Genomic DNA, 18,425 nt, shown 5'->3' with positions numbered 1-18,425 from the left:
ACCGATTGAAAATGAACTAAAAGCGTAATCATTTGGTATACTGTAAGCACATCTTGTTTGTCATGGCATAAAGGAGGATTGGAGCAGTTGAGGGTGTTTGTTGCGAGACAGCCTATTTTTAACAGAAAAGAACAAGTCGTATCATATGAGCTGCTTTATAGAGATAGTGAAACCAATACATACAGTGCTGAAGACGGTGATCAAGCGACAACAGACCTCATCATTAACAGTTTTTTGAATATCGGCATCGAAACACTGACAGAAGGAAAACGATGCTACATTAATTTCACTGAAAGCTTGCTTTCATCTGATCTGCTCACCTATTTTGATCCGCATCAGCTTGTGATCGAGATATTAGAAAATGTACCGATTACCCCGGCACTTATTATAAGATGTAAGCAATTAAAAAAATGGGGATATACGATTGCACTCGATGATTTTTTCCTAAGTGGAAAACATCATTGTGACAAGCTGCTTGACGAACTCCTCTATTGCATTGATATTTTAAAAGTTGACTTTCTGAAGACCACATCGCATGAACGAAGAGATATTCTGAACACGTATAAAAAGTATCGACTTCGATTCCTAGCAGAAAAGGTGGAAACACGAAGAGAATATGAAGAAGCGCTAGATGCGGGCTTCCACTTGTTTCAAGGGTATTTCTTTAGTGAACCCCATGTGATATCGGGACGCGCATTATCGACAAGCTTCCATGCGTACCACCAGCTTTTAAATGAACTAAGCAAGGACCAGCCGAATATCCAGACCGTGACTCATTTTATTGAAAGTGACCTATCGCTATCATATCAATTATTAAAAATGCTAAATTCAGGCGGCATGAGACGTCTATATCAAATTAAAAGTATCCGTCAGGCGATCATCCTGCTCGGGTTTAATGAGATTCGGCGCTGGATCTTTATCCTTTCATTTAAAGAACTGAATGTCCAAGCCAACTCAAGCCAAAAAGAAATTATCAAAATGTCATTCATTCGTGCCAAAACGTGTGAACTGATTGCCTATCGTACTGAACGAGAGCATCCAGCCTCTTATATGCTGACAGGCATGTTCTCTCTCATTGATACGCTTGTTAGGGCAGATATCACCGAACTTGTGAAAGAGCTGCCGCTTTCTGATGAAGTTGGCGAGGCACTGCTTGGTTATGAAAATGATTATTCTTTTGTGCTGGGTGTGGCTAAACGGATTGAACGAAATGCATGGGATGATGAGATGCTAGATGGGGATCTTCCAAAAGAGGAAGCCTACGGCTGTTATATAGAAGCCATTGAATGGTGCCATAAAATGTTTGAATCATAAGAAAAGCCGCTCGCGTCAGAGCGGCTTTTCTTTGTCATGCCCATTGTAAAAGAAGGAAAAGTCTGCTGGAGGCAAGAGACAAGTAGATACGAATACCTTCTGGACTAAAACGGATCTCGATGCCACTTTTCACACCGATTTGCTTCAGCATTCGCACGACACTTGTCGAATCAGAGCGCTCAGCAGCCTCCATGATGCGCTGTGCAAACGGAAGTGAGCTAGAAATTTGCTGTGTAATGAGTGAAGCATCAGCAACGAGACGGGCTGATTCCTTTGCGGCTCGTTGAAATGAGTGAGCATCTACTGGAGGAAAAGTCATAGGTGTGCGCGGCGGATATGCGCGGCTCATTGCGGGAACCTGCAAAGCAGGATAAGGAACATGGTAAAACACGTGGTCACCTCTTCTCTCATTGACGTGAAATTGGACGGATATCTGTTCTAAATGTATGTAGAAAATCAGAATAAAGAATCAAAATGATCTTTCTATCTTTGTAATTCCAACATAAAAATAGGTACTTTTGCGGTCAATTTCGGTGAATGTCGTCAAAAAATTGCGGTGTCCACAATAGACTCTGTCGTCTGACCTATGACTTGCCAAACCGAAGATATAGAGGGGATCGTATGTTCTATATGGAGAGAAGTGTGACGAATGATGCCTATTCCTGTCGCGAAAATGACGCAATTCCTTTGAAATTGAGATAAAAGTATGATTTGAAAAGTCAGAAAATGATGAAAAAAGACCTATTGAATTTTGCGGTATCACGCACACATTTTGTGCATACTTTTCGGTGAAAAAATACTCAATTACATTTACACTGTTAGTAACAGATCAAATACTTATGACCCAATCACCATACACAAATACATTGATCTTCCAAAAAAGGAGAGTGGAATCGATGGAAAAGTATGAAATCGAAGAACTTAAACAATTATTATGGAAACTTGAAAACGAAATTAGAGAAACAACGGCTTCTCTTCATAACATTAACAAAAGCATTGATCAATACGACAAATATGAATATGTGAAAATTTCTTAAAGACTTGATAATCATCAAGTCTTTTTTTTATCCAAATACATACAAAAAAAGGATATATTATTATATAATTGTTAAATAGTGATGTCAGCAGACATTTGCTCATGTCTTTTTAGTAAAATAAAAGACGAAAGGGTGAGGGACAAGAACGAGTATGCTAAACTATCTAGAGAATACAAAAATCAAGCAGAATATGTCTGATTTTATTCAACATGCAGTCAGACAGAATGATTTACAGAAGCTGCTTCATGAATTTACAGATATAAAGAATGAATTTCCTTTTGGACAATTGGCTTACCAGCACTATAAGGCATTTGGCGGACAAGACAAGCAAGCAATTACAAAACTGGCAGCAGGGATTGAACTTCTCATCTTATCAGCCGATATATTAGATGATATTGAAGATCAGGACAAAGATTCGTATCCTTGGATGAAGTGTCAGAGCGGTATTGCGATTAATGCGGCAAATGTTCTTTTTGCATTGAGTTTTGAAGTCTTTTCGAAGCTTGATCATGCAACGGAGCTTTTAAACAGTGTATATTCCTATTCTATTCAGTCAATGCAAGGACAGCATTTGGATATGACACTGGAGCCAGATAATGAGCAGGATTGTTTAAATATCATGAAGTTAAAGGCAGGATCACTGTTTGTATTACCCTGTGTGTTAGGAGTTGTTTTGGCAACAGGTTCTTTTGAAAAGAATGTTGAAGAGTATGCTTATTATCTAGGAATGGCAGAGCAGCTTGAAAATGACTATGTAGGTCTTTTCAATAAAGAGAATATTGATTTTAAAAGAATGCAAACATTACCGCTAGTATATTTAAAAAATGAATTTAATCGATCCAGTTCAGACTTGCTCAGTTATTTTCAAACAGAGAATAAAAGCGTCGGTTCTGAAGAATTAAAGGATAAATTAAAAGAATCTGGTGTTCAACAATACGTATTTATTATGAGAAACCTTCTCAGAAATAAGTTTAAAGAAGCATTTAGAATACTGCATTTAGAGGCTTCTAAAAAGGAAAAGCTGATACTCTTTTTAATTGGAGATGGAGAAGATGAACATTCAAAAATTGGTTAGTTATCTAGTGGAGAATCCCTCGGCATTAAAGCAAGTTGCTAATGGAAATGCATCGTTACTTCACGTTGATCAAGTGACTGCAAGCATTATTGTTGAAGGTTTTCAAAAAGAAGACACCATTAGATCAAAAAAATGGAGAGATGCTGGGTGAGTAAAGAGGGTCTATGCAAAAATTTTACTCGAAATTAACTGTTATATTAATGATCCTTAGCTTCATTTATGTGATTTATATTTCCTACATCAATGTCTTTAATATTTTTGTAGGAGCAGTCGTTTCTGTGAATAGTGACGGACAACTTGAAGTAGAGGATGTTGTAGATTTTACAGACAGTTACTATGCTGGTGTTAGAAAAGGCGATATCATCCTAGAAGTGAACGGTAATAAAGAACCAACCGAAGAAGTAAGACGAGGTTATTTAGCGAATGTCAAGAGTTTAGTAGTTGATAGACATGGTGATGAAATTGTCATCGAGAATGTAAGGTTATTGAGTCAAGAAAATCTGTTTATTTATTTAATACCTATCATTTTTTATTCGATTTGTCTATTTTGTATATTTATGATTTTAAAAATCAATAGATCTAGGAAAAAAGAGTCTGCATATATTCTTGCTCTCTTTTTGCTAGCTGTTGCTGTAGCCTATGTAAGCTCGGGTGGCTCTGGTAAAGGAGAATATATTAGCGGTTTTATCGTAATTTCTACGATGACTTGTGTACCGGCGTTGTATATGCACTTCATGTATCAATATTTAAAGGAATTAGGAACGGAAATTATTAGTTGGCGTGTACTTCTTTCTTTGTATGCCGTTCCTTTTATAAATATTGTATTAGAAATTCTGTTTAGAAATATGATTTTTGCTGCTTTTAACCTACTTTCATTCTTTGCACTTGCATTTATTACGATTATTATCACATTAAGGGCATCTAGAAAATTGAAAGGGACTGAAATCGGAAATGTCCTTAGTGCCTTTGCACTTATTCTGATCTCATCATTCAGTCCATTTATGCTATTCTTTATTATTCCTTATTTTTTTCATAAATATTTTATTTCACCTTATATTCTTGCATCGTTTGCTCTATTGATTCCGTTTTTCTTAGTCTATCAATTTATGTCCAATAAATTATATAATGTTGATTTCTTCTTGGGGAGAATCAAATATTACAGTCTTTTAGCCATCACACCTACTATAGTGGTGGTCGTTATATTTGATTTCATTCAGAAGCCAAGTGCTAACTTTTATACAGTTAAATTTACGATTATCACGTATATTCTTATGCTCACCGTCTTCTACTTTAAAGAAATTATCGATTTTCGTTTTCGTCTGAAGCGTTTTTCAGAGAAGCATAATTACCAGGACAGTGTGTTTAAATTCACGCAGCTTATTCGTGAGGCGTCATCACTTCACCAAGTGTTATACCATTTGAAATACACCATTTTAGAAGTGCTTGTTGTGAATAAAGCCTTTGTACTTGAGGTAAAGGCTGATGGGCAAATTGTTGAAATTGATGAGTCAACAGGAGATAGCGAGCTATGGAAAGAGTATGTGGATCAATTTCAAGATATTTTAGATGAAGTCGGAAAAATCATTGCGCTTGATAAAGGGTTTATGATGAAAATTGGTGAGCGGGGTGGTCACTCTTTTGTGATTTGCTGTTTATCTAGTTTACGGACATCGAAATTGACGCGTGATGAGATTTCTTGGCTGAAAACATTGGCCTTTTACACAAGTGTCAGTTTGGAAAATGTCGTTAAAATCGAAGAGTTGATGGAGCATCTTGAAGATTTGAAGCAGCGTGAAGCGAATCCCGCCTGGCTGAAAAAAGTCATGTTTGCGATGGAAGAAAAGCAGCGCTCCGATTTAGCGAGAGATCTTCATGATTCCGTGCTTCAGGATTTGATATCACTAAAAAGGCAGTCAGAGATGTTTTTAACGAATTTCCAAAACGACCAATGTCCAACATCTATTGAAAATTCGCTGATCTCATGGAATGAGCAAATGTCTAAGGTGATTCAAACAACGAGAGAAACATGTCATGAACTTCGGCCGCAGCTGCTGTATGATTTAGGTTTAGTCAAAGCGATATCGAAGCTGACTTCTCAAATTCAGGAGGAAGCACCGTTTCACATTAGGCTGAATACGACACGTTTTGATAAAGAGCTGGACATTGATATTGACTCCCAGCTGAATATATATCGAATTGTTCAGGAGCTGTTATCCAATGCGCTGAAACACTCCCAAGCGACCCAAGTGTTAGTGATGCTGATTTGTATAAAAGATCAGGTTGTCCTTCACTACGAGGATGACGGAGTCGGTTTTGATGCAAGCCATCTTGATCAACACACCATGAGCATGGGGCTTTCGGGAATTAGAGAACGAGTCAAGGCGTTGAATGGGAAGCTTCAAATTCAAACAGCCCCAGAAAAAGGGCTCAAGGTAAAAATTGAAATGGAATTGTAACGATTTATTAAGGATTAAGACTTGGCATCTGCCAAGTTTTTTATATAAAATGGAAGTGAGTGATTTAAAGGGAGGAAGACATGAAAAAGATATTGGTCATTGATGATCATCCGGCTGTCATGGAAGGGACAAAAAGCATACTAGAATCAGACCAGCAGCTATCAGTTGATTGTTTAAGTCCTGATGCAGAAGCCGCTTTTTTAAAGACGCATGACTTTTCCATCTATGATGTGATTTTGATGGATTTAAATCTCGGGGATATCAATGGAATGGACATTTCGAAACAAATTTTAGAAACCAACCATCAAGTGAAAATTATCATTTACACAGGGTATGAAGTAGATGACTATTTTGAAGAGGCCATTCGGGCTGGATTGCACGGTGCCATTAGTAAAACAGAGACGAAAGACAAAATTATTGAATACATACACCGCACATTACAAGGAGAAGTTATCATTCAGCTATCCTATTTAAAGAAATTAATTTCACAGCAGCAAGAAAAGCCAGAACAGGCGCAGCAGACCGATCACGAGCTCTTAACAGAGCGGGAGTGTTTGATCCTCAGAGAAGTGGAAAAAGGATACACGAACCAGGAGATTGCCGATGTGCTTCATTTGAGCAAACGCTCGATTGAATACAGTTTGACGTCCATCTTTAATAAGCTGAATGTCGGATCTCGAACTGAAGCGGTGTTAATTGCCAAGTCTGAAAGTGTGCTGTAAACGTGTGAAGGGAGAGGGCCTTAATGGATGTGAGCGGATCAAATACACTGCTTGAGGCACTAGGCATTGAGATTGTAGAGTGTAATGAGTCACGATGCGTTGCGACAATGCCAGTCGATCACAGAACAAAACAGCCATTTGGACTGCTGCACGGAGGAGCATCTGCAGCTCTAGCAGAAACAGTGGCGAGCATGGGGGCTGCTGCTCATTTAGATTTAACGAAGCAGGTTTGCTCAGGGATTGAAATCAATGCCAATCATTTAAAATCTGTACGCGATGGAGTGGTGACAGCGACAGCTGTTCCTGTACATGTAGGGCGGCGTACAATGGTATTTCAAATCGATATCAAAGATGATCGAGACCGGCACATTTGTACATCAAGATGCACACTTGCTGTCATTGATCGCATATAAAAAAGCTCCCGGTGCAGCGGAAGCTTTTTTTATTCGTTCTCTTAGTTTTTTTATAAGTAAGAATCTTCTTTTCGTTTAATCACAAAGTTACGGAAACCGCCATAATCATCTTGGACACTTCGTTTGTCCATCTTAACTCCCGTATTGTAGGCGGCTCTACCGATCAAGTGCGCGCCAACCGGGGCTGTTAAAAAGATAAAGACAATCCCGAGGAGGATTTTCGCAGAAATAATGCCTGCAAGAAACCACTCATGAAAAAACACACCAACTAGTATCAGGACAACGCCAAGGGTCGATGCCTTTGATGCAGCATGCATACGTGTGTAAACGTCTGGCAGGCGGAGGACACCAATGGCTGAGATTAGACAAAGGATGGCGCCTAGCAGGATAAAGAAAATCACGATAGCTTTAGCGATGACGATCATTTTCAATCACTTCCCCTTTCTCAAGGAATTTTGAAAAAGCGACAGTGCCAATAAAGGCAAGGATGCCGAGCAGTAAAATAATTTCAAAGAACGCAGTGGTTTTCAGTAAAATTGAAACGATGCCTGTCATTCCAATTAAATTGATTCCTATTGCATCAAGCGCACTCACACGATCAGGAATAGAGGGACCTTTGATCACTCGTATAACAAAAAGCAAGGTAGACAGCGCAAGAATGCCAAGTGAAATTTGCAATATGAGTTCCATTACTTACCGCTCACCTCCTGAATCGCTTTTTCAAATGAAACCCGAATATCGTGAATGGCTTTTTCCGCATCCTCAATATCCATGGCATGAATGTATAAAATCGAACGATCATCAGAAATATCAATGACGAGTGTTCCTGGTGTCAATGTAATCATGTTTGCCAGTATGGTGATTTCCCAATCTGTTTTCAAGTCCGTACGAAAGGCGAAAATGCCAGGCTTAATCGTGAGTTTTGGAGATAATACGGTCTTTAATACACTTAAATTGGCAAGAAGCAGCTCGCGAATAAAAATGATGATGAGCTTGAAAATCGCATAAAGGGCATAGCCGTAAAAACGCTGCGGGAAAAATCGCCGCAGCATAAAAATGGCGACCATCCCTAAGGCAAAGCCTGATACAAAGTCTGCGGCTCTGTATGTATCATTCATAAACATCCATGTAAAGGCGAGGAGAGCGTTTAGTAATATTTGAAAGGCCATGTTCATCTACTCCTTCAGCACAGCTTGAATATATTTTTCTGGTGTTGAGAGCATTTCCGCTGCTTGATTGATATAAGGGGCAATGAACTCTGTCCCTAACCCAATCGCAAGCGATAAGACAACAAGCAGTACGCCAGGATACACCATTCCTTTAATTGACGGTTTTCTTCTGCGCTTATCCTGTTCCTCACCCCAAAATGCGGACATGAAAATTCTCATAATAGAGTAGAGGACAAGCAGACTGGACAGTAAGACCAGAATAGAAAACGTCATGTATCCAGCAGAAAATCCACCTTCCACAATTTTTAACTTCCCAACAAAACCACTTAGAGGCGGAATTCCTGCCAATGATAAAGCCGATATGAAATACATCCAACCTAATAGAGGCTGGGATTGAATCAACCCGCCCATTTTTTTCAGTTGATGAGTGCCAGCGTACGCAAAGAGTGCACCTGCCAGCATAAATAAGGCCCCTTTGATCACCATGTCATGAATGAGATAATAAATGGCTCCTTGAAGGGAGGCTGGTGTATTCGCTGCAATTCCAAACAAAATGACCCCAACCGCTGTGACAATGTTATAAATCACGATCTTTTGCACATCGGAATAGGCGATCGAGCCAATCACACCGAATATGACCGTCAGAGCAGCTAGCCACGCCATGAGTGTATGTGTGAAGCCCGTATCATGTATAAAAATTAACGTGAAAACTCTGGCTATCGCATATAAGCCGACCTTTGTAAGCAAAGCCCCAAATAGAGCTGAAATCGCTGCTGGCGGAGCGTGATACGATCCTGGCAGCCAGAAATAAAGCGGGAAGACCCCAGCTTTTAAGCCGAATACAATGAGGAACAGAATGGAAATGACAGTGATTAACCCTGTTTGCCCTGATTCAGCTATTTTTACACTTAAATCAGCCATATTGAGTGTGCCCGTTACGGCATATAAACAGGCGACCCCGACAATAAATAATGCTGATGAGATGATATTAAACACAATATATTTGAGTGATTCGCGAAGCTGCGGCTTTGATCCGCCTAACACAATGAGCATGTAAGACGCCATTAGCAGCAGTTCAAAGAATACAAACAGGTTGAAAATATCTCCTGTTAAAAAGGCTCCGCTCACGCCAGCCAACAAGAACTGCACGCCGGAATAATAGAACAGCCGCTCTCTTTCTTTCCCAATCGTTTGAAAGGAGAAGAGAACTGTCACTAGCCCAACGACAGAAGCGGTCAGCACAAGGAGTGCGGCAAATTGATCGGCTACAAGAGCAATCCCAAAGGGTGCTTTCCAGCCGCCCAAATAAAGAGTTTGTATCCCATTTGTGAAAATCGTTTGAACTAAATATGCATTACAAATAATGGCTAAAAGAGATGCAAGCACACTAAAGACTCTTGATAGCATGATATTCTTATTCATAAAGATCAATAGTGTAGCAGCTAGTAATGGAATTAAAATAGGCAGGATCACGAGATTATTCATGCTGATCATTTCCTCTCATTTGATCCATGTCATCTGTTCGCAGCTCTTGGAAGGCACGGAAGGCCATGACAAGTAAAAAGGATGTCACCCCAAAAGCAATGACAATGGCTGTTAAAATTAATGCTTGTGGCAATGGATCTACATAGGATGTGAGCCCCTCTTTTAGAACGGGAGGTGCTCCTTTTTTTAAGCCGCCCATTGTTAAAAGAAGCAAATGGACGCCGTGACTCAAAACAGCAGTACCGACGATGACCCGCAGAAGGCTTTTTGACAGCATCAAATAGGTCGCCGCCATAAAGATAACTCCGACGATAATAGACATTAGAAATTCCATTATTCCTTCTCTCCAATCGTTTGAATAATGGTCATGGTGACACCGACAACAACCAAATATACACCAATATCAAACAGGACGGCTGTCGCCAGTTCTGTTTTTCCTAGAAACGGTAATTGAAAATAATCAAATGCATGGGATAGAAAAGGTGCACCGAATAGAAAAGATCCCATACCTGTTAGGATCGCAACGAGCAAACCAGTTCCAGCAACATAAATAAAGTCAAATGGTAAAATGCGTCTTACTGTTTTCAGGTCATAGGCTAAAAGCAGAAGGACGACAGCCCCAGCACTCATCAGGCCGCCAATGAATCCCCCGCCAGGATTGTTATGTCCCGCAAGAAATAGGTGAAGGGAGAAAAGCAAGATGATGAATGCTGTGATTTTTGTTGTGACTTGCAAGAGCATATCATTCGTATCAATCTTTCTCATCGCCGCACACCTCTCTTCCGTTTTGTTTGTGTTTTTAATAACCCATAAACACCGAGTGCCGCAATGGCGAGTACGGTAATCTCAAAGAGGGTATCAAAGCCCCTGAAATCGACAAGAATGACATTGACAATGTTGTCACCGCCAGCTAGTTTATAGCTGTTTTCAATAAAGTAAGTTGAAATGGTGTCCAGTGACTGCTGACTTGTGGAAGCAAAGGCTAGACAAGTGACAATAACCCCAACACCCAATGAAATGATGAAATTGGTCATTTTGAATCTTCTCGTTTTTTGCTTTAAGCTCAGCTTCGGCAAATGATAGAAGCAAAGCAAAAACAGTGCGACAGAAATCGTTTCAATAATCAGCTGCGTCAGCGCAAGGTCAGGTGCTCTGAAAATCACGAAGAATAATGACAGCGTGTATCCCATGACACCTAGAGCAATAATAGCTGTTAATCGTGAGCTGGCGAATACAGTCGTAATCGTCGCGGCAACCATCACAAGTGAAAGAATGACCTCATACGTGCCAATTGGAGCAGCCTGATCTGTTTGAAATGAGAAGGCTTGCTGATAAAACATGACGCCGCCAATGACGATAATCATGAACCCAAACACATAGACAAGATAGTCACGTAGAAAACCAGTCATATAACTGTTTGTCAGGCGATACGATCCTTTTTCAAAACCGATTAGAGAGCGGTCATATAAAGAGTTAAATGACCATTTTTCTTTAAAGATGTTGTACATTGGACGCCATTTTGACAAGGTCAAGTAGCCAATTGTACCGAGTACCACAACACCTATTGTCATATAGAGCTCTGGCTGGAAACCATGCCATGCTTCTATCTTCACAGCAAAACGACTTCCCGATTCAATCGCCTCAGGAATGATCGCCGCAATCGCAGGTTCAATGACAGAATAGGCAAGAATATTAGGGAAAAAGAAGAATGTAACCACAAGTGCAGCGAGAATGATTGGTGGAATCAGCATGCCAATTGGTGCTTCATGTGGTTTTTTCTCCAATTCATCTACTTTCAGACGGCCTCTAAATGTTTTAAAGAGGAGCATCATACTGTAAATGAATGTAAAGACACTAGCGAGCCAAGCGAGTGCTGGGAAGATAGCACCCCATGTCGAAACGTCGGTAAAGCGGATGTCAGAAATTCGTATCATACTTGTGAAAAATAGCTCTTTACTTAAGAAACCGTTAAATGGCGGGAGTCCAGCCATGGAAAATGTACCGATTAATGTGATCGTAAAGGTAATCGGCATGATGGTCATTAACCCGCCTAATTTGCGAATGTCACGAGTTCCTGTTTCGTGATCGATAATGCCAGCAGCCATAAAGAGACTGCCTTTAAACGTAGCATGGTTAATGAGATGAAAAATAGCAGCAAGGACGGCCGCGCCAAAAAAGGCAGGATTGTTTTCATGAATGGCAGCGGCGCCGACTCCAAGCATGAGCATAATCATACCGAGCTGACTCACTGTCGAATAGGCCAGGATGGCTTTCAAATCGTTTTGCCGGACGGCGTGGAATGATCCCCAGAATAATGTGACAAGTCCGACGATGGAAATGGTCCAGAACCATACCTCTGATATAGCAAAGATTGGACTGAAGCGGGCAACAAGGTAAATACCGGCTTTTACCATCGTAGCTGAATGCAGATAACTGCTCACAGGGGTCGGTGCTTCCATTGCATCAGGCAGCCAGATATAGAATGGGAACTGCGCTGATTTCGTAAAGGCACCTAGTAAAATCAGGATCATGGCAGGGACAAAGTAAGGTGATGCCATAATGAGCTGAAGCTGATTGACTGCTTCACGAATACTGAATGAATCAGTAATCAGGTAAATGAGGATGAAGCCACCAAGCATAGCTAATCCGCCAAAAACAGTTATAAGCAGTGATTTGGTCGCTCCATACCTAGAGCGCTCCCGCTTATACCAATACCCAATTAAGAGGAAGGAAGAGATACTAGTTAGCTCCCAGAACAAGTATAGAACCACCATGTTGTCAGATAGAACGACACCAAGCATTGCGGTCATAAACATTAACAAATACGTATAGAAAGAGCCTAGCTGTTCCTTTTCCTTTGATAAGTAGAAAATACTGTACAGCACCACAAGTGCGCCGATACCTGTAATTAATAAAGCAAATAACAGGCTGAGACCATCGACATACACAGTGAAATTCATCCCTAAGGATGGAATCCATTCTGCCTGTGAGAAAAGCGTTCGTCCATTCGAGGTGATGTGTAGCATTTGAATGAAATAGGTAAATAAAAGAATCGGCAAGATGAGAACAAACCATCCTGTATGTATACGCCTTACATATTTATAAAGGAAAGGGACAACAAAGGCGAGTAAAAATGGTGATAGGATGGCGAAGTGAATAAGCTGCAAGAAAATGAACCTCCTTTGATCAATATAATTCACGTTCAAAAGAACTGGTAATTAAAATTATAGCGTAAATACAGCCATAGTGCATTGGTTTGAACCGATTTTAAACAAATCGTATTTTTGGGTTCTTTTGACCCTAAAAATAATTTTATCAAAAACGAACCTCATTGTATATTGTTTTGTTTTTCGTACATGCTTTTCTTAAAGGAGCTGATCAAATGAAACGAAAGATCGCCATCAGCTTAAGCCTATTCTGCACGATTTTAGGAGGAGCATTCTTGATTGACCGAAATGATCAAAAAAGGTGGCAGGCCGGAAGTGAGTGGCCGTTATTTTCTGAGCACCTTCTTCATATGAGCTATCAAGATACCAAGCTGTATCCTTTTCAGCCGAGGGAATATTTACGAGTTGTATTAGCTGATGAATAGGGGTCCTATAGGAGAAAAGAAATATAAAAAAGCATGAGCCCATGTGTAGAGCTCATGCTTTTTATGTGTGTATTTTTAAGTAAACATTCTAAGTAAAATCGTTGCGCAGATTACAGTTGCTGCTCCGCCAAGACGTGTAGATACTTGTGCGAAAGGCATAAGACCCATTCTTCCAGAAGCTGAAAGAATCGCAACATCACCAGTACCGCCAAGTCCGCTGTGACAGCCAGTGACAATAGCAGATTCGACTGGATACATGTTCATTAGTTTTCCAACGAAGTAACCAGAACCAACCATTGCTAGTACAACAGCAATACAGACGCATACAAATGGAATAGAGATGACAGTTGCTACATCATCAAGTGGAATGTACAGAATACCAAGACCAACCATTAGCGGCCATGTAAAGCTTTTTGATACAAACTTGTAGAACTGCTGTGAGCCATTTTGCAGATGCTGAGGCATCACGTTTAAGTATTTGATTAAAGCAGCAAGAACAATCATTAAGATTGGACCTGGAATATGAACAAAGCTTTCTAACAAACCACCAAAGATGAAGGTTGTACAAGCAACAAGTACACCAGCACCCATTAACCCGAAATCAACTTTTGCATCCAAATCCGGCTGCTCGAAGATTTCGTTTGCTTCTTTTGATTTCACAAGACGGCCATTTCCGTTTAGTTCAGGACGTCTCTCACCAAGCTTCTTCAGTGCGCCAGCACAGATAATCGCAATGACGTTCCCGATGACAGCAGCAGGAATTAATTGAGAAATTAATGATTCTGCTGATACATCTAGAATTTGTGAATAAGCGATAGATAATGGCAAAATCCCTTCTCCAACACCACCGGCAATAATCGGTACAATAATAAAGAAGAATGAGTGATGCGGTGTGTAACCAACTAAAAGACCAACTAGAATTCCAGCACTCACAGCTGCAATTGTACCTGCAACTAGAGGAACAAACATACGAATAAGGCCTTGTACTAAAACAGTTCGCTGCATCCCAAGAATACTACCTACTACAAGAGCAGAAATATAGAAGTAAAGGAAGTTCGACGTTTTCATAAGTGACGTAACCGCTTCCAATGAGTTCGGATTCAGAACATTAAAAAAGACCAGGAACGATGGTACGAATAAAGAAAGAATCGCCGGTCCACCAATATCTTTTAAGATTGGAATACGTTGTCCTACATCTCCAAGGAAAATCCCCAAAATCATAATAACAGCGAAACCACCAAGCATATTTGCTGGAATTTTATTAAAATAAGCGGCAGTTAAAATAATCGCTGCAAGTACTAAATACACAGGTAGATCAATAACACCAATTTTCCAAGACATGATCTTTCGGAAAACGCTTTTATTATTGACAGAGTCATCTGTAATCGATTTCAATTGTTGTGTATTAGCCACATCAACACCCCCAAATGCTATTTGTCTCAATTGTAGAAGATTCTGTGACACTCATCTATTTATTAAACTAAATTAAGTGTAATAAAAGTAAAATAAACGGGTGTTTTTTATGTTTTTATCATACAAAAATCCCCTGAAGGTAGTTTATCCTTCAGGGGATTGATCATACATCGTATTTATCGTTTTCCTTTTAAATAAGGAGTACCAAGTGCTTTCGGTGCATCGGCACGTCCGATGAAGCCAGTAAGTGCTAAAATGGTGAGCACATATGGTGCTATGAGCATATACACGTTCGGTATATCTTGGAATAGCGGCAGTAGAGAGCCAATGATGCTTAAACTTTGAGCAAATCCAAAGAATAAAGCAGCGCCCATTGCACCAAATGGATGCCATTTACCGAATACAAGCGCAGCTAGTGCAATGAAACCTTGACCAGTAATGGTAGCATGCGAGAAATCAAGCGAGATGGTTGACGCATAAACAGCTCCGCCAAGACCGCCAAACAGTCCACTAATGAAGACGGCGATATAGCGCATCCGGTATACTTTGATTCCCATTGTATCAGCAGCCATTGGATGCTCTCCGACTGCACGAAGGCGAAGACCAAACGGCATTTTAAATAAAACAAACCAAGCAACAACCGCAAGAGCTAAGGCGAGGATGGACGTATAATAAACATCTTTAAAGAAAATATCGCCAATGATCGGAATGTTACTTAAAAGGGGAATATCTCCTTTATAGAAAGGCTCTGTAATTTTATCAGTTTGTGCTTTTCCATAAATTAGTTTTACGATAAACAGTGTAGCGCCAAGTGCCAGCATGTTAATGGCCACACCACTGACCGTTTGATCTGCTCGGAAGGTAATGGTCGCCACTGCATGAATCAATGAGAACAATCCGCCAATAACCATTCCGACAAGAAGCCCAAGCCACGGGGTCAAGTCTCCAAACGTATCAGCAAAAAATAAGTTAAAGATAATACTGGAAAATGCTCCGACGACCATCAAACCTTCAAGACCGATATTCACAACACCTGATCTTTCTGAAAAGACGCCTCCAAGAGCGGTTAAAATAAGTGGTGCAGCATAAACAAGTGTAGCTGGGATGATGATTTCAAGAATTTGCAGAAATCCCACTTATTTTCCCCCCTTTTTCTTCATTTGTTGAATCACAAGACGGATGACATAGCTTGAGGCGACGAAAAGAATGATGATCGCAATGACAATATCAACAACCTCAGTCGGTACGCCAGATTCAAGCGGCATATTTAAAGCGCCGACCTTCAATCCACCAAGCAATAATGCAGCAAGTACAACACCAATAGCCGTATTTCCACCTAATAAAGCGACGGCGATTCCATCAAAACCTACGCCAGTAAACGAGCCTTTAATAGATGCATATTCAAATGTGCCAAGGCCTTCCATAGCGCCTGCAAGACCTGCAAAAGCACCTGAAATGAGCATCGCATAAATGATGTTGCGGCGAACGTTCATACCAGCATAATGTGAGGCTTGCTGGTTCATACCAACAGCCCGCAATTCAAATCCTTTAGAGGTTTTTTGAATAATTACCCACATCACGACCGCTGCAATAATGGCAACAAAAATACCGTTATGCATCCGGGAGAAATCGGTGATCTGTTCAAAAAAGCCAGATCGAAGCGAAGCAGTGGCATCAATTTTGTCTGTTTTATCTTTATTGTCTGTTAAGACATTTGAGATCAAATAGTTCGTGACATGAAGGGCAATGTAGTTCATCATAATCGTGACAATCACTTCATGCACATAAAAACGAGCTTTTAAAAATCCGGGAATAAAGCCCCATAAAGCACCAGCAGCAGCTGCGGTGATGAGTGCAAGCGGCAAATGGATATACATAGGTGCATGGACGGTTGTTCCGATCCATACAGCAGCCACCCAGCCCATAAGCAATTGGCCTTCTACACCAATATTAAAGAGGCCTGTCCGAAATGCAAAGGCAACAGCAAGTCCTGATAAAATATAAGGTGTGACTTGTCTGATGGTTTCTCCCATATAATAGGTCTCACCGAATACGCCATTCCAAAGAGCACCATAGCCTTCGATGACACTATAACCGCTCGCCAGCATAATAATGGCCCCAACGATAAGACCAAGTACAATGGCTATAAGCGGAATCAGCAGATTTGTTAAGCGATTAGACATTTGCTTCTTTCCCCACTTCCTGTTGCGTACTTCCAGCCATTAAAAGACCCAGTTCTTGCTCTGTTGTTTCTTTTGGATCAACGATGGCAATAATGCTGCCTTCGAAAATGACCGCAATTTTATCACTGACATTGATAATTTCATCAAGTTCAAAGGAGATGAGCAGAACGGCTTTGCCCGCATCTCTTTGCTCAATCAGACGTTTATGAACAAATTCAATTGCACCGACATCAAGTCCGCGTGTCGGCTGAGCGGCAATTAATAAATCAGGATTGCGGTCAACTTCACGGCCGATAATGGCTTTTTGCTGGTTACCGCCTGACAGAGCACGTGCTTCTGTATATTCACTCGGTGTTCTGACGTCATATTCCGCAATGATTTGTTTTGCTTTTTCATAAATATTTTTCATATTCAACAAGCCAAATTTTGAATAAGGGCGCTGATAATACGTTTGTAAGGAAATATTTTCTCCAATTGAAAAATCGAGCACAAGTCCGTGCTTATGACGGTCCTGAGGAATGTGGCCAATCCCAGATTCAGTCACTTTACGAGGCGGGAGGTTTTGAATAGCTTTCCCATTTAGCATGATCGTGCCAGATTCTGATTTTTTTAGACCGGTAATGGCTTCAATTAATTCAGACTGACCATTGCCATCTACCCCAGCAATTCCAACAATTTCGCCAGCTTTCACTGAAAGGTTCAATTGTTTGACCGCTTCAATTCCTCTTGCGTCTTTTACCGTGAGGTCTTGAATTTGAAGGACTTCCTCAGTAGGAGAAGCTGCTTTTTTGTCTGTTTTAAATGACACTTCACGGCCAACCATGAGGCTCGCAAGTTCGTCTTTGTTTGTGCTTTCCACATCAAGTGTACGAATACCTTGGCCTTTTCGGATAATGGTCACGCGATGACAGGCATCCATAATTTCTTTCAGCTTGTGGGTAATTAAAATAATGGATTTGCCTTCATTAATTAAGTTTTTCATGATTTGTATGAGTTCTTTAATTTCTTGAGGTGTTAAAACGGCCGTTGGTTCATCGAAGATCAAAATATCAGCGCCGCGGTAAAGTGTTTTTAAGATTTCTGCACGCTGCTGCATGCCGACAGAGATGTCAGATACTTTTGCGGCAGGATCTATTTTCAAACCATAGCGGTCAGAAAGCTCTTGTACTTGCTGTATGGCCAGTTCTTTGTCAATCTTTCCAAACTTCTTTGGCTCTTTACCTAAAATGATGTTTTCAGCAACAGTGAAGGTATCGACAAGCATAAAGTGCTGATGCACCATTCCGATGCCTAAATCACTAGCATCATTTGGATTAGAGATGGTCACGGGTTTTCCGTGCACCTTGATTTCACCTTTTTCAGGCTGGTACAGTCCGAAAAGCACGTTCATGAGCGTTGATTTTCCAGCGCCGTTTTCACCAAGCAGCGCATGAATTTCGCCCTTTTTTAGCTGCAGCGTAATGTTGTCGTTTGCTACAATGCCAGGGAATTCTTTGCGTATATTCAACATTTCAATGACATAATCCACAGGTTTAACCGCTCCTTTTTTAGGGTGCTGATGAAGAT

20 protein-coding genes are annotated in these 18,425 nt (G+C 40.5%); 8 read left to right on the top strand and 12 right to left on the bottom strand.

The window, feature by feature from the left end:
• The first annotated feature begins 87 nt into the window (after positions 1-87).
• Positions 88-1,314: an EAL and HDOD domain-containing protein gene (locus tag AKG37_RS07160; protein ID WP_060698185.1), complete on the top strand. Its 1,227-nt coding sequence runs from the start codon at positions 88-90 to the stop codon at positions 1,312-1,314.
• 34 nt (positions 1,315-1,348) lie between these two features.
• On the opposite strand, the gene AKG37_RS07155 is transcribed toward AKG37_RS07160, so the two are convergent.
• Positions 1,349-1,705: a YuzC family spore coat inner layer protein gene (locus tag AKG37_RS07155; protein WP_060698184.1), complete on the bottom strand. Its 357-nt coding sequence runs from the start codon at positions 1,703-1,705 to the stop codon at positions 1,349-1,351.
• Between the two features lie 505 nt (positions 1,706-2,210).
• Between AKG37_RS07155 and degQ the strand changes: the two genes are divergently transcribed.
• The 6 genes from degQ (at position 2,211) to AKG37_RS07125 (ending at position 7,017) form a co-directional block, all read left to right on the top strand.
• A complete protein-coding gene (gene degQ / locus AKG37_RS07150) occupies positions 2,211-2,351 on the top strand; it encodes a degradation enzyme regulation protein DegQ (protein ID WP_003213123.1) in 141 nt (46 codons plus the stop codon).
• A 151-nt stretch (positions 2,352-2,502) separates the two neighbouring features.
• The gene (locus AKG37_RS07145) at positions 2,503-3,426 is read left to right on the top strand and encodes a polyprenyl synthetase family protein (protein ID WP_060698183.1); all 924 of its coding nucleotides are present in this window, start codon (positions 2,503-2,505) and stop codon (positions 3,424-3,426) included.
• Positions 3,404-3,577 (top strand): competence pheromone ComX, encoded by a 174-nt coding sequence (gene comX, locus AKG37_RS07140; RefSeq protein WP_060698182.1) that lies wholly within the window; start codon positions 3,404-3,406, stop codon positions 3,575-3,577. Before AKG37_RS07145 ends, comX begins: the two co-directional genes overlap by 23 nt.
• 13 nt (positions 3,578-3,590) lie before the next feature.
• Positions 3,591-5,882 (top strand): sensor histidine kinase, encoded by a 2,292-nt coding sequence (locus tag AKG37_RS07135; protein WP_060698181.1) that lies wholly within the window; start codon positions 3,591-3,593, stop codon positions 5,880-5,882.
• Between the two features lie 80 nt (positions 5,883-5,962).
• Complete coding sequence (comA, locus tag AKG37_RS07130; protein ID WP_060698180.1) at positions 5,963-6,604, top strand: two-component system response regulator ComA; 642 nt, start codon at positions 5,963-5,965, stop codon at positions 6,602-6,604.
• Between the two features lie 23 nt (positions 6,605-6,627).
• Entirely contained in the window at positions 6,628-7,017 is a 390-nt protein-coding gene (locus tag AKG37_RS07125; RefSeq protein ID WP_060698179.1) for a hotdog fold thioesterase, read from the top strand.
• Positions 7,018-7,067: 50 nt separating this feature from the next.
• Here the strand turns inward: AKG37_RS07125 and mnhG are convergent, their stop codons facing one another.
• The 7 genes from mnhG to AKG37_RS07090 are packed head-to-tail and all read right to left on the bottom strand — an operon-like array spanning position 7,068 to position 12,838.
• Complete coding sequence (gene mnhG / locus AKG37_RS07120) at positions 7,068-7,442, bottom strand: monovalent cation/H(+) antiporter subunit G (protein WP_003213369.1); 375 nt, start codon at positions 7,440-7,442, stop codon at positions 7,068-7,070.
• Complete coding sequence (locus AKG37_RS07115) at positions 7,426-7,707, bottom strand: Na(+)/H(+) antiporter subunit F1 (RefSeq protein WP_060698178.1); 282 nt, start codon at positions 7,705-7,707, stop codon at positions 7,426-7,428. Before AKG37_RS07115 ends, mnhG begins: the two co-directional genes overlap by 17 nt.
• Positions 7,707-8,186 carry a Na+/H+ antiporter subunit E gene (locus AKG37_RS07110; protein WP_060698177.1) on the bottom strand — a complete coding sequence of 160 codons (480 nt, stop codon included), beginning with the start codon at positions 8,184-8,186 and terminating at the stop codon, positions 7,707-7,709. Before AKG37_RS07110 ends, AKG37_RS07115 begins: the two co-directional genes overlap by 1 nt.
• A gap of 6 nt (positions 8,187-8,192) precedes the next feature.
• Positions 8,193-9,671, bottom strand: a complete 1,479-nt coding sequence (locus AKG37_RS07105) for a Na+/H+ antiporter subunit D (RefSeq protein WP_060698176.1) — start codon at positions 9,669-9,671, stop codon at positions 8,193-8,195.
• A complete protein-coding gene (locus AKG37_RS07100) occupies positions 9,664-10,005 on the bottom strand; it encodes a Na(+)/H(+) antiporter subunit C (RefSeq protein WP_060698175.1) in 342 nt (113 codons plus the stop codon). The genes AKG37_RS07105 and AKG37_RS07100 overlap by 8 nt, the downstream gene beginning before the upstream one ends.
• On the bottom strand, positions 10,005-10,436 hold the full coding sequence (locus AKG37_RS07095; RefSeq protein WP_060698174.1) for a Na(+)/H(+) antiporter subunit B: 432 nt from the start codon (positions 10,434-10,436) through the stop codon (positions 10,005-10,007). Before AKG37_RS07095 ends, AKG37_RS07100 begins: the two co-directional genes overlap by 1 nt.
• The gene (locus AKG37_RS07090) at positions 10,433-12,838 is read right to left on the bottom strand and encodes a Na+/H+ antiporter subunit A (protein WP_060698173.1); all 2,406 of its coding nucleotides are present in this window, start codon (positions 12,836-12,838) and stop codon (positions 10,433-10,435) included. The genes AKG37_RS07095 and AKG37_RS07090 overlap by 4 nt, the downstream gene beginning before the upstream one ends.
• A 215-nt stretch (positions 12,839-13,053) precedes the next feature.
• Between AKG37_RS07090 and AKG37_RS07085 the strand changes: the two genes are divergently transcribed.
• Positions 13,054-13,263, top strand: coding sequence for a hypothetical protein (locus tag AKG37_RS07085; RefSeq protein WP_060698172.1), 210 nt, complete (start codon positions 13,054-13,056; stop codon positions 13,261-13,263).
• A 75-nt stretch (positions 13,264-13,338) separates the two neighbouring features.
• On the opposite strand, the gene AKG37_RS07080 is transcribed toward AKG37_RS07085, so the two are convergent.
• The 4 genes from AKG37_RS07080 to AKG37_RS07065 all read right to left on the bottom strand — a co-directional run bounded on the left by AKG37_RS07080 (position 13,339) and on the right by AKG37_RS07065 (position 18,387).
• Positions 13,339-14,676, bottom strand: a complete 1,338-nt coding sequence (locus AKG37_RS07080) for a 2-hydroxycarboxylate transporter family protein (RefSeq protein WP_060698171.1) — start codon at positions 14,674-14,676, stop codon at positions 13,339-13,341.
• Positions 14,677-14,852: 176 nt separating this feature from the next.
• Entirely contained in the window at positions 14,853-15,812 is a 960-nt protein-coding gene (locus AKG37_RS07075) for an ABC transporter permease (RefSeq protein ID WP_060698170.1), read from the bottom strand.
• Entirely contained in the window at positions 15,813-16,859 is a 1,047-nt protein-coding gene (locus AKG37_RS07070; RefSeq protein WP_060698169.1) for an ABC transporter permease, read from the bottom strand.
• A complete protein-coding gene (locus AKG37_RS07065) occupies positions 16,852-18,387 on the bottom strand; it encodes an ABC transporter ATP-binding protein (protein ID WP_060698168.1) in 1,536 nt (511 codons plus the stop codon). Before AKG37_RS07065 ends, AKG37_RS07070 begins: the two co-directional genes overlap by 8 nt.
• Between the last annotated feature and the right edge of the window lie 38 nt (positions 18,388-18,425).

This window comes from Bacillus australimaris, assembly GCF_001307105.1.
GTDB lineage: Bacteria > Bacillota > Bacilli > Bacillales > Bacillaceae > Bacillus > Bacillus australimaris.
This window is presented reverse-complemented; position numbering and strand designations above follow the sequence as displayed.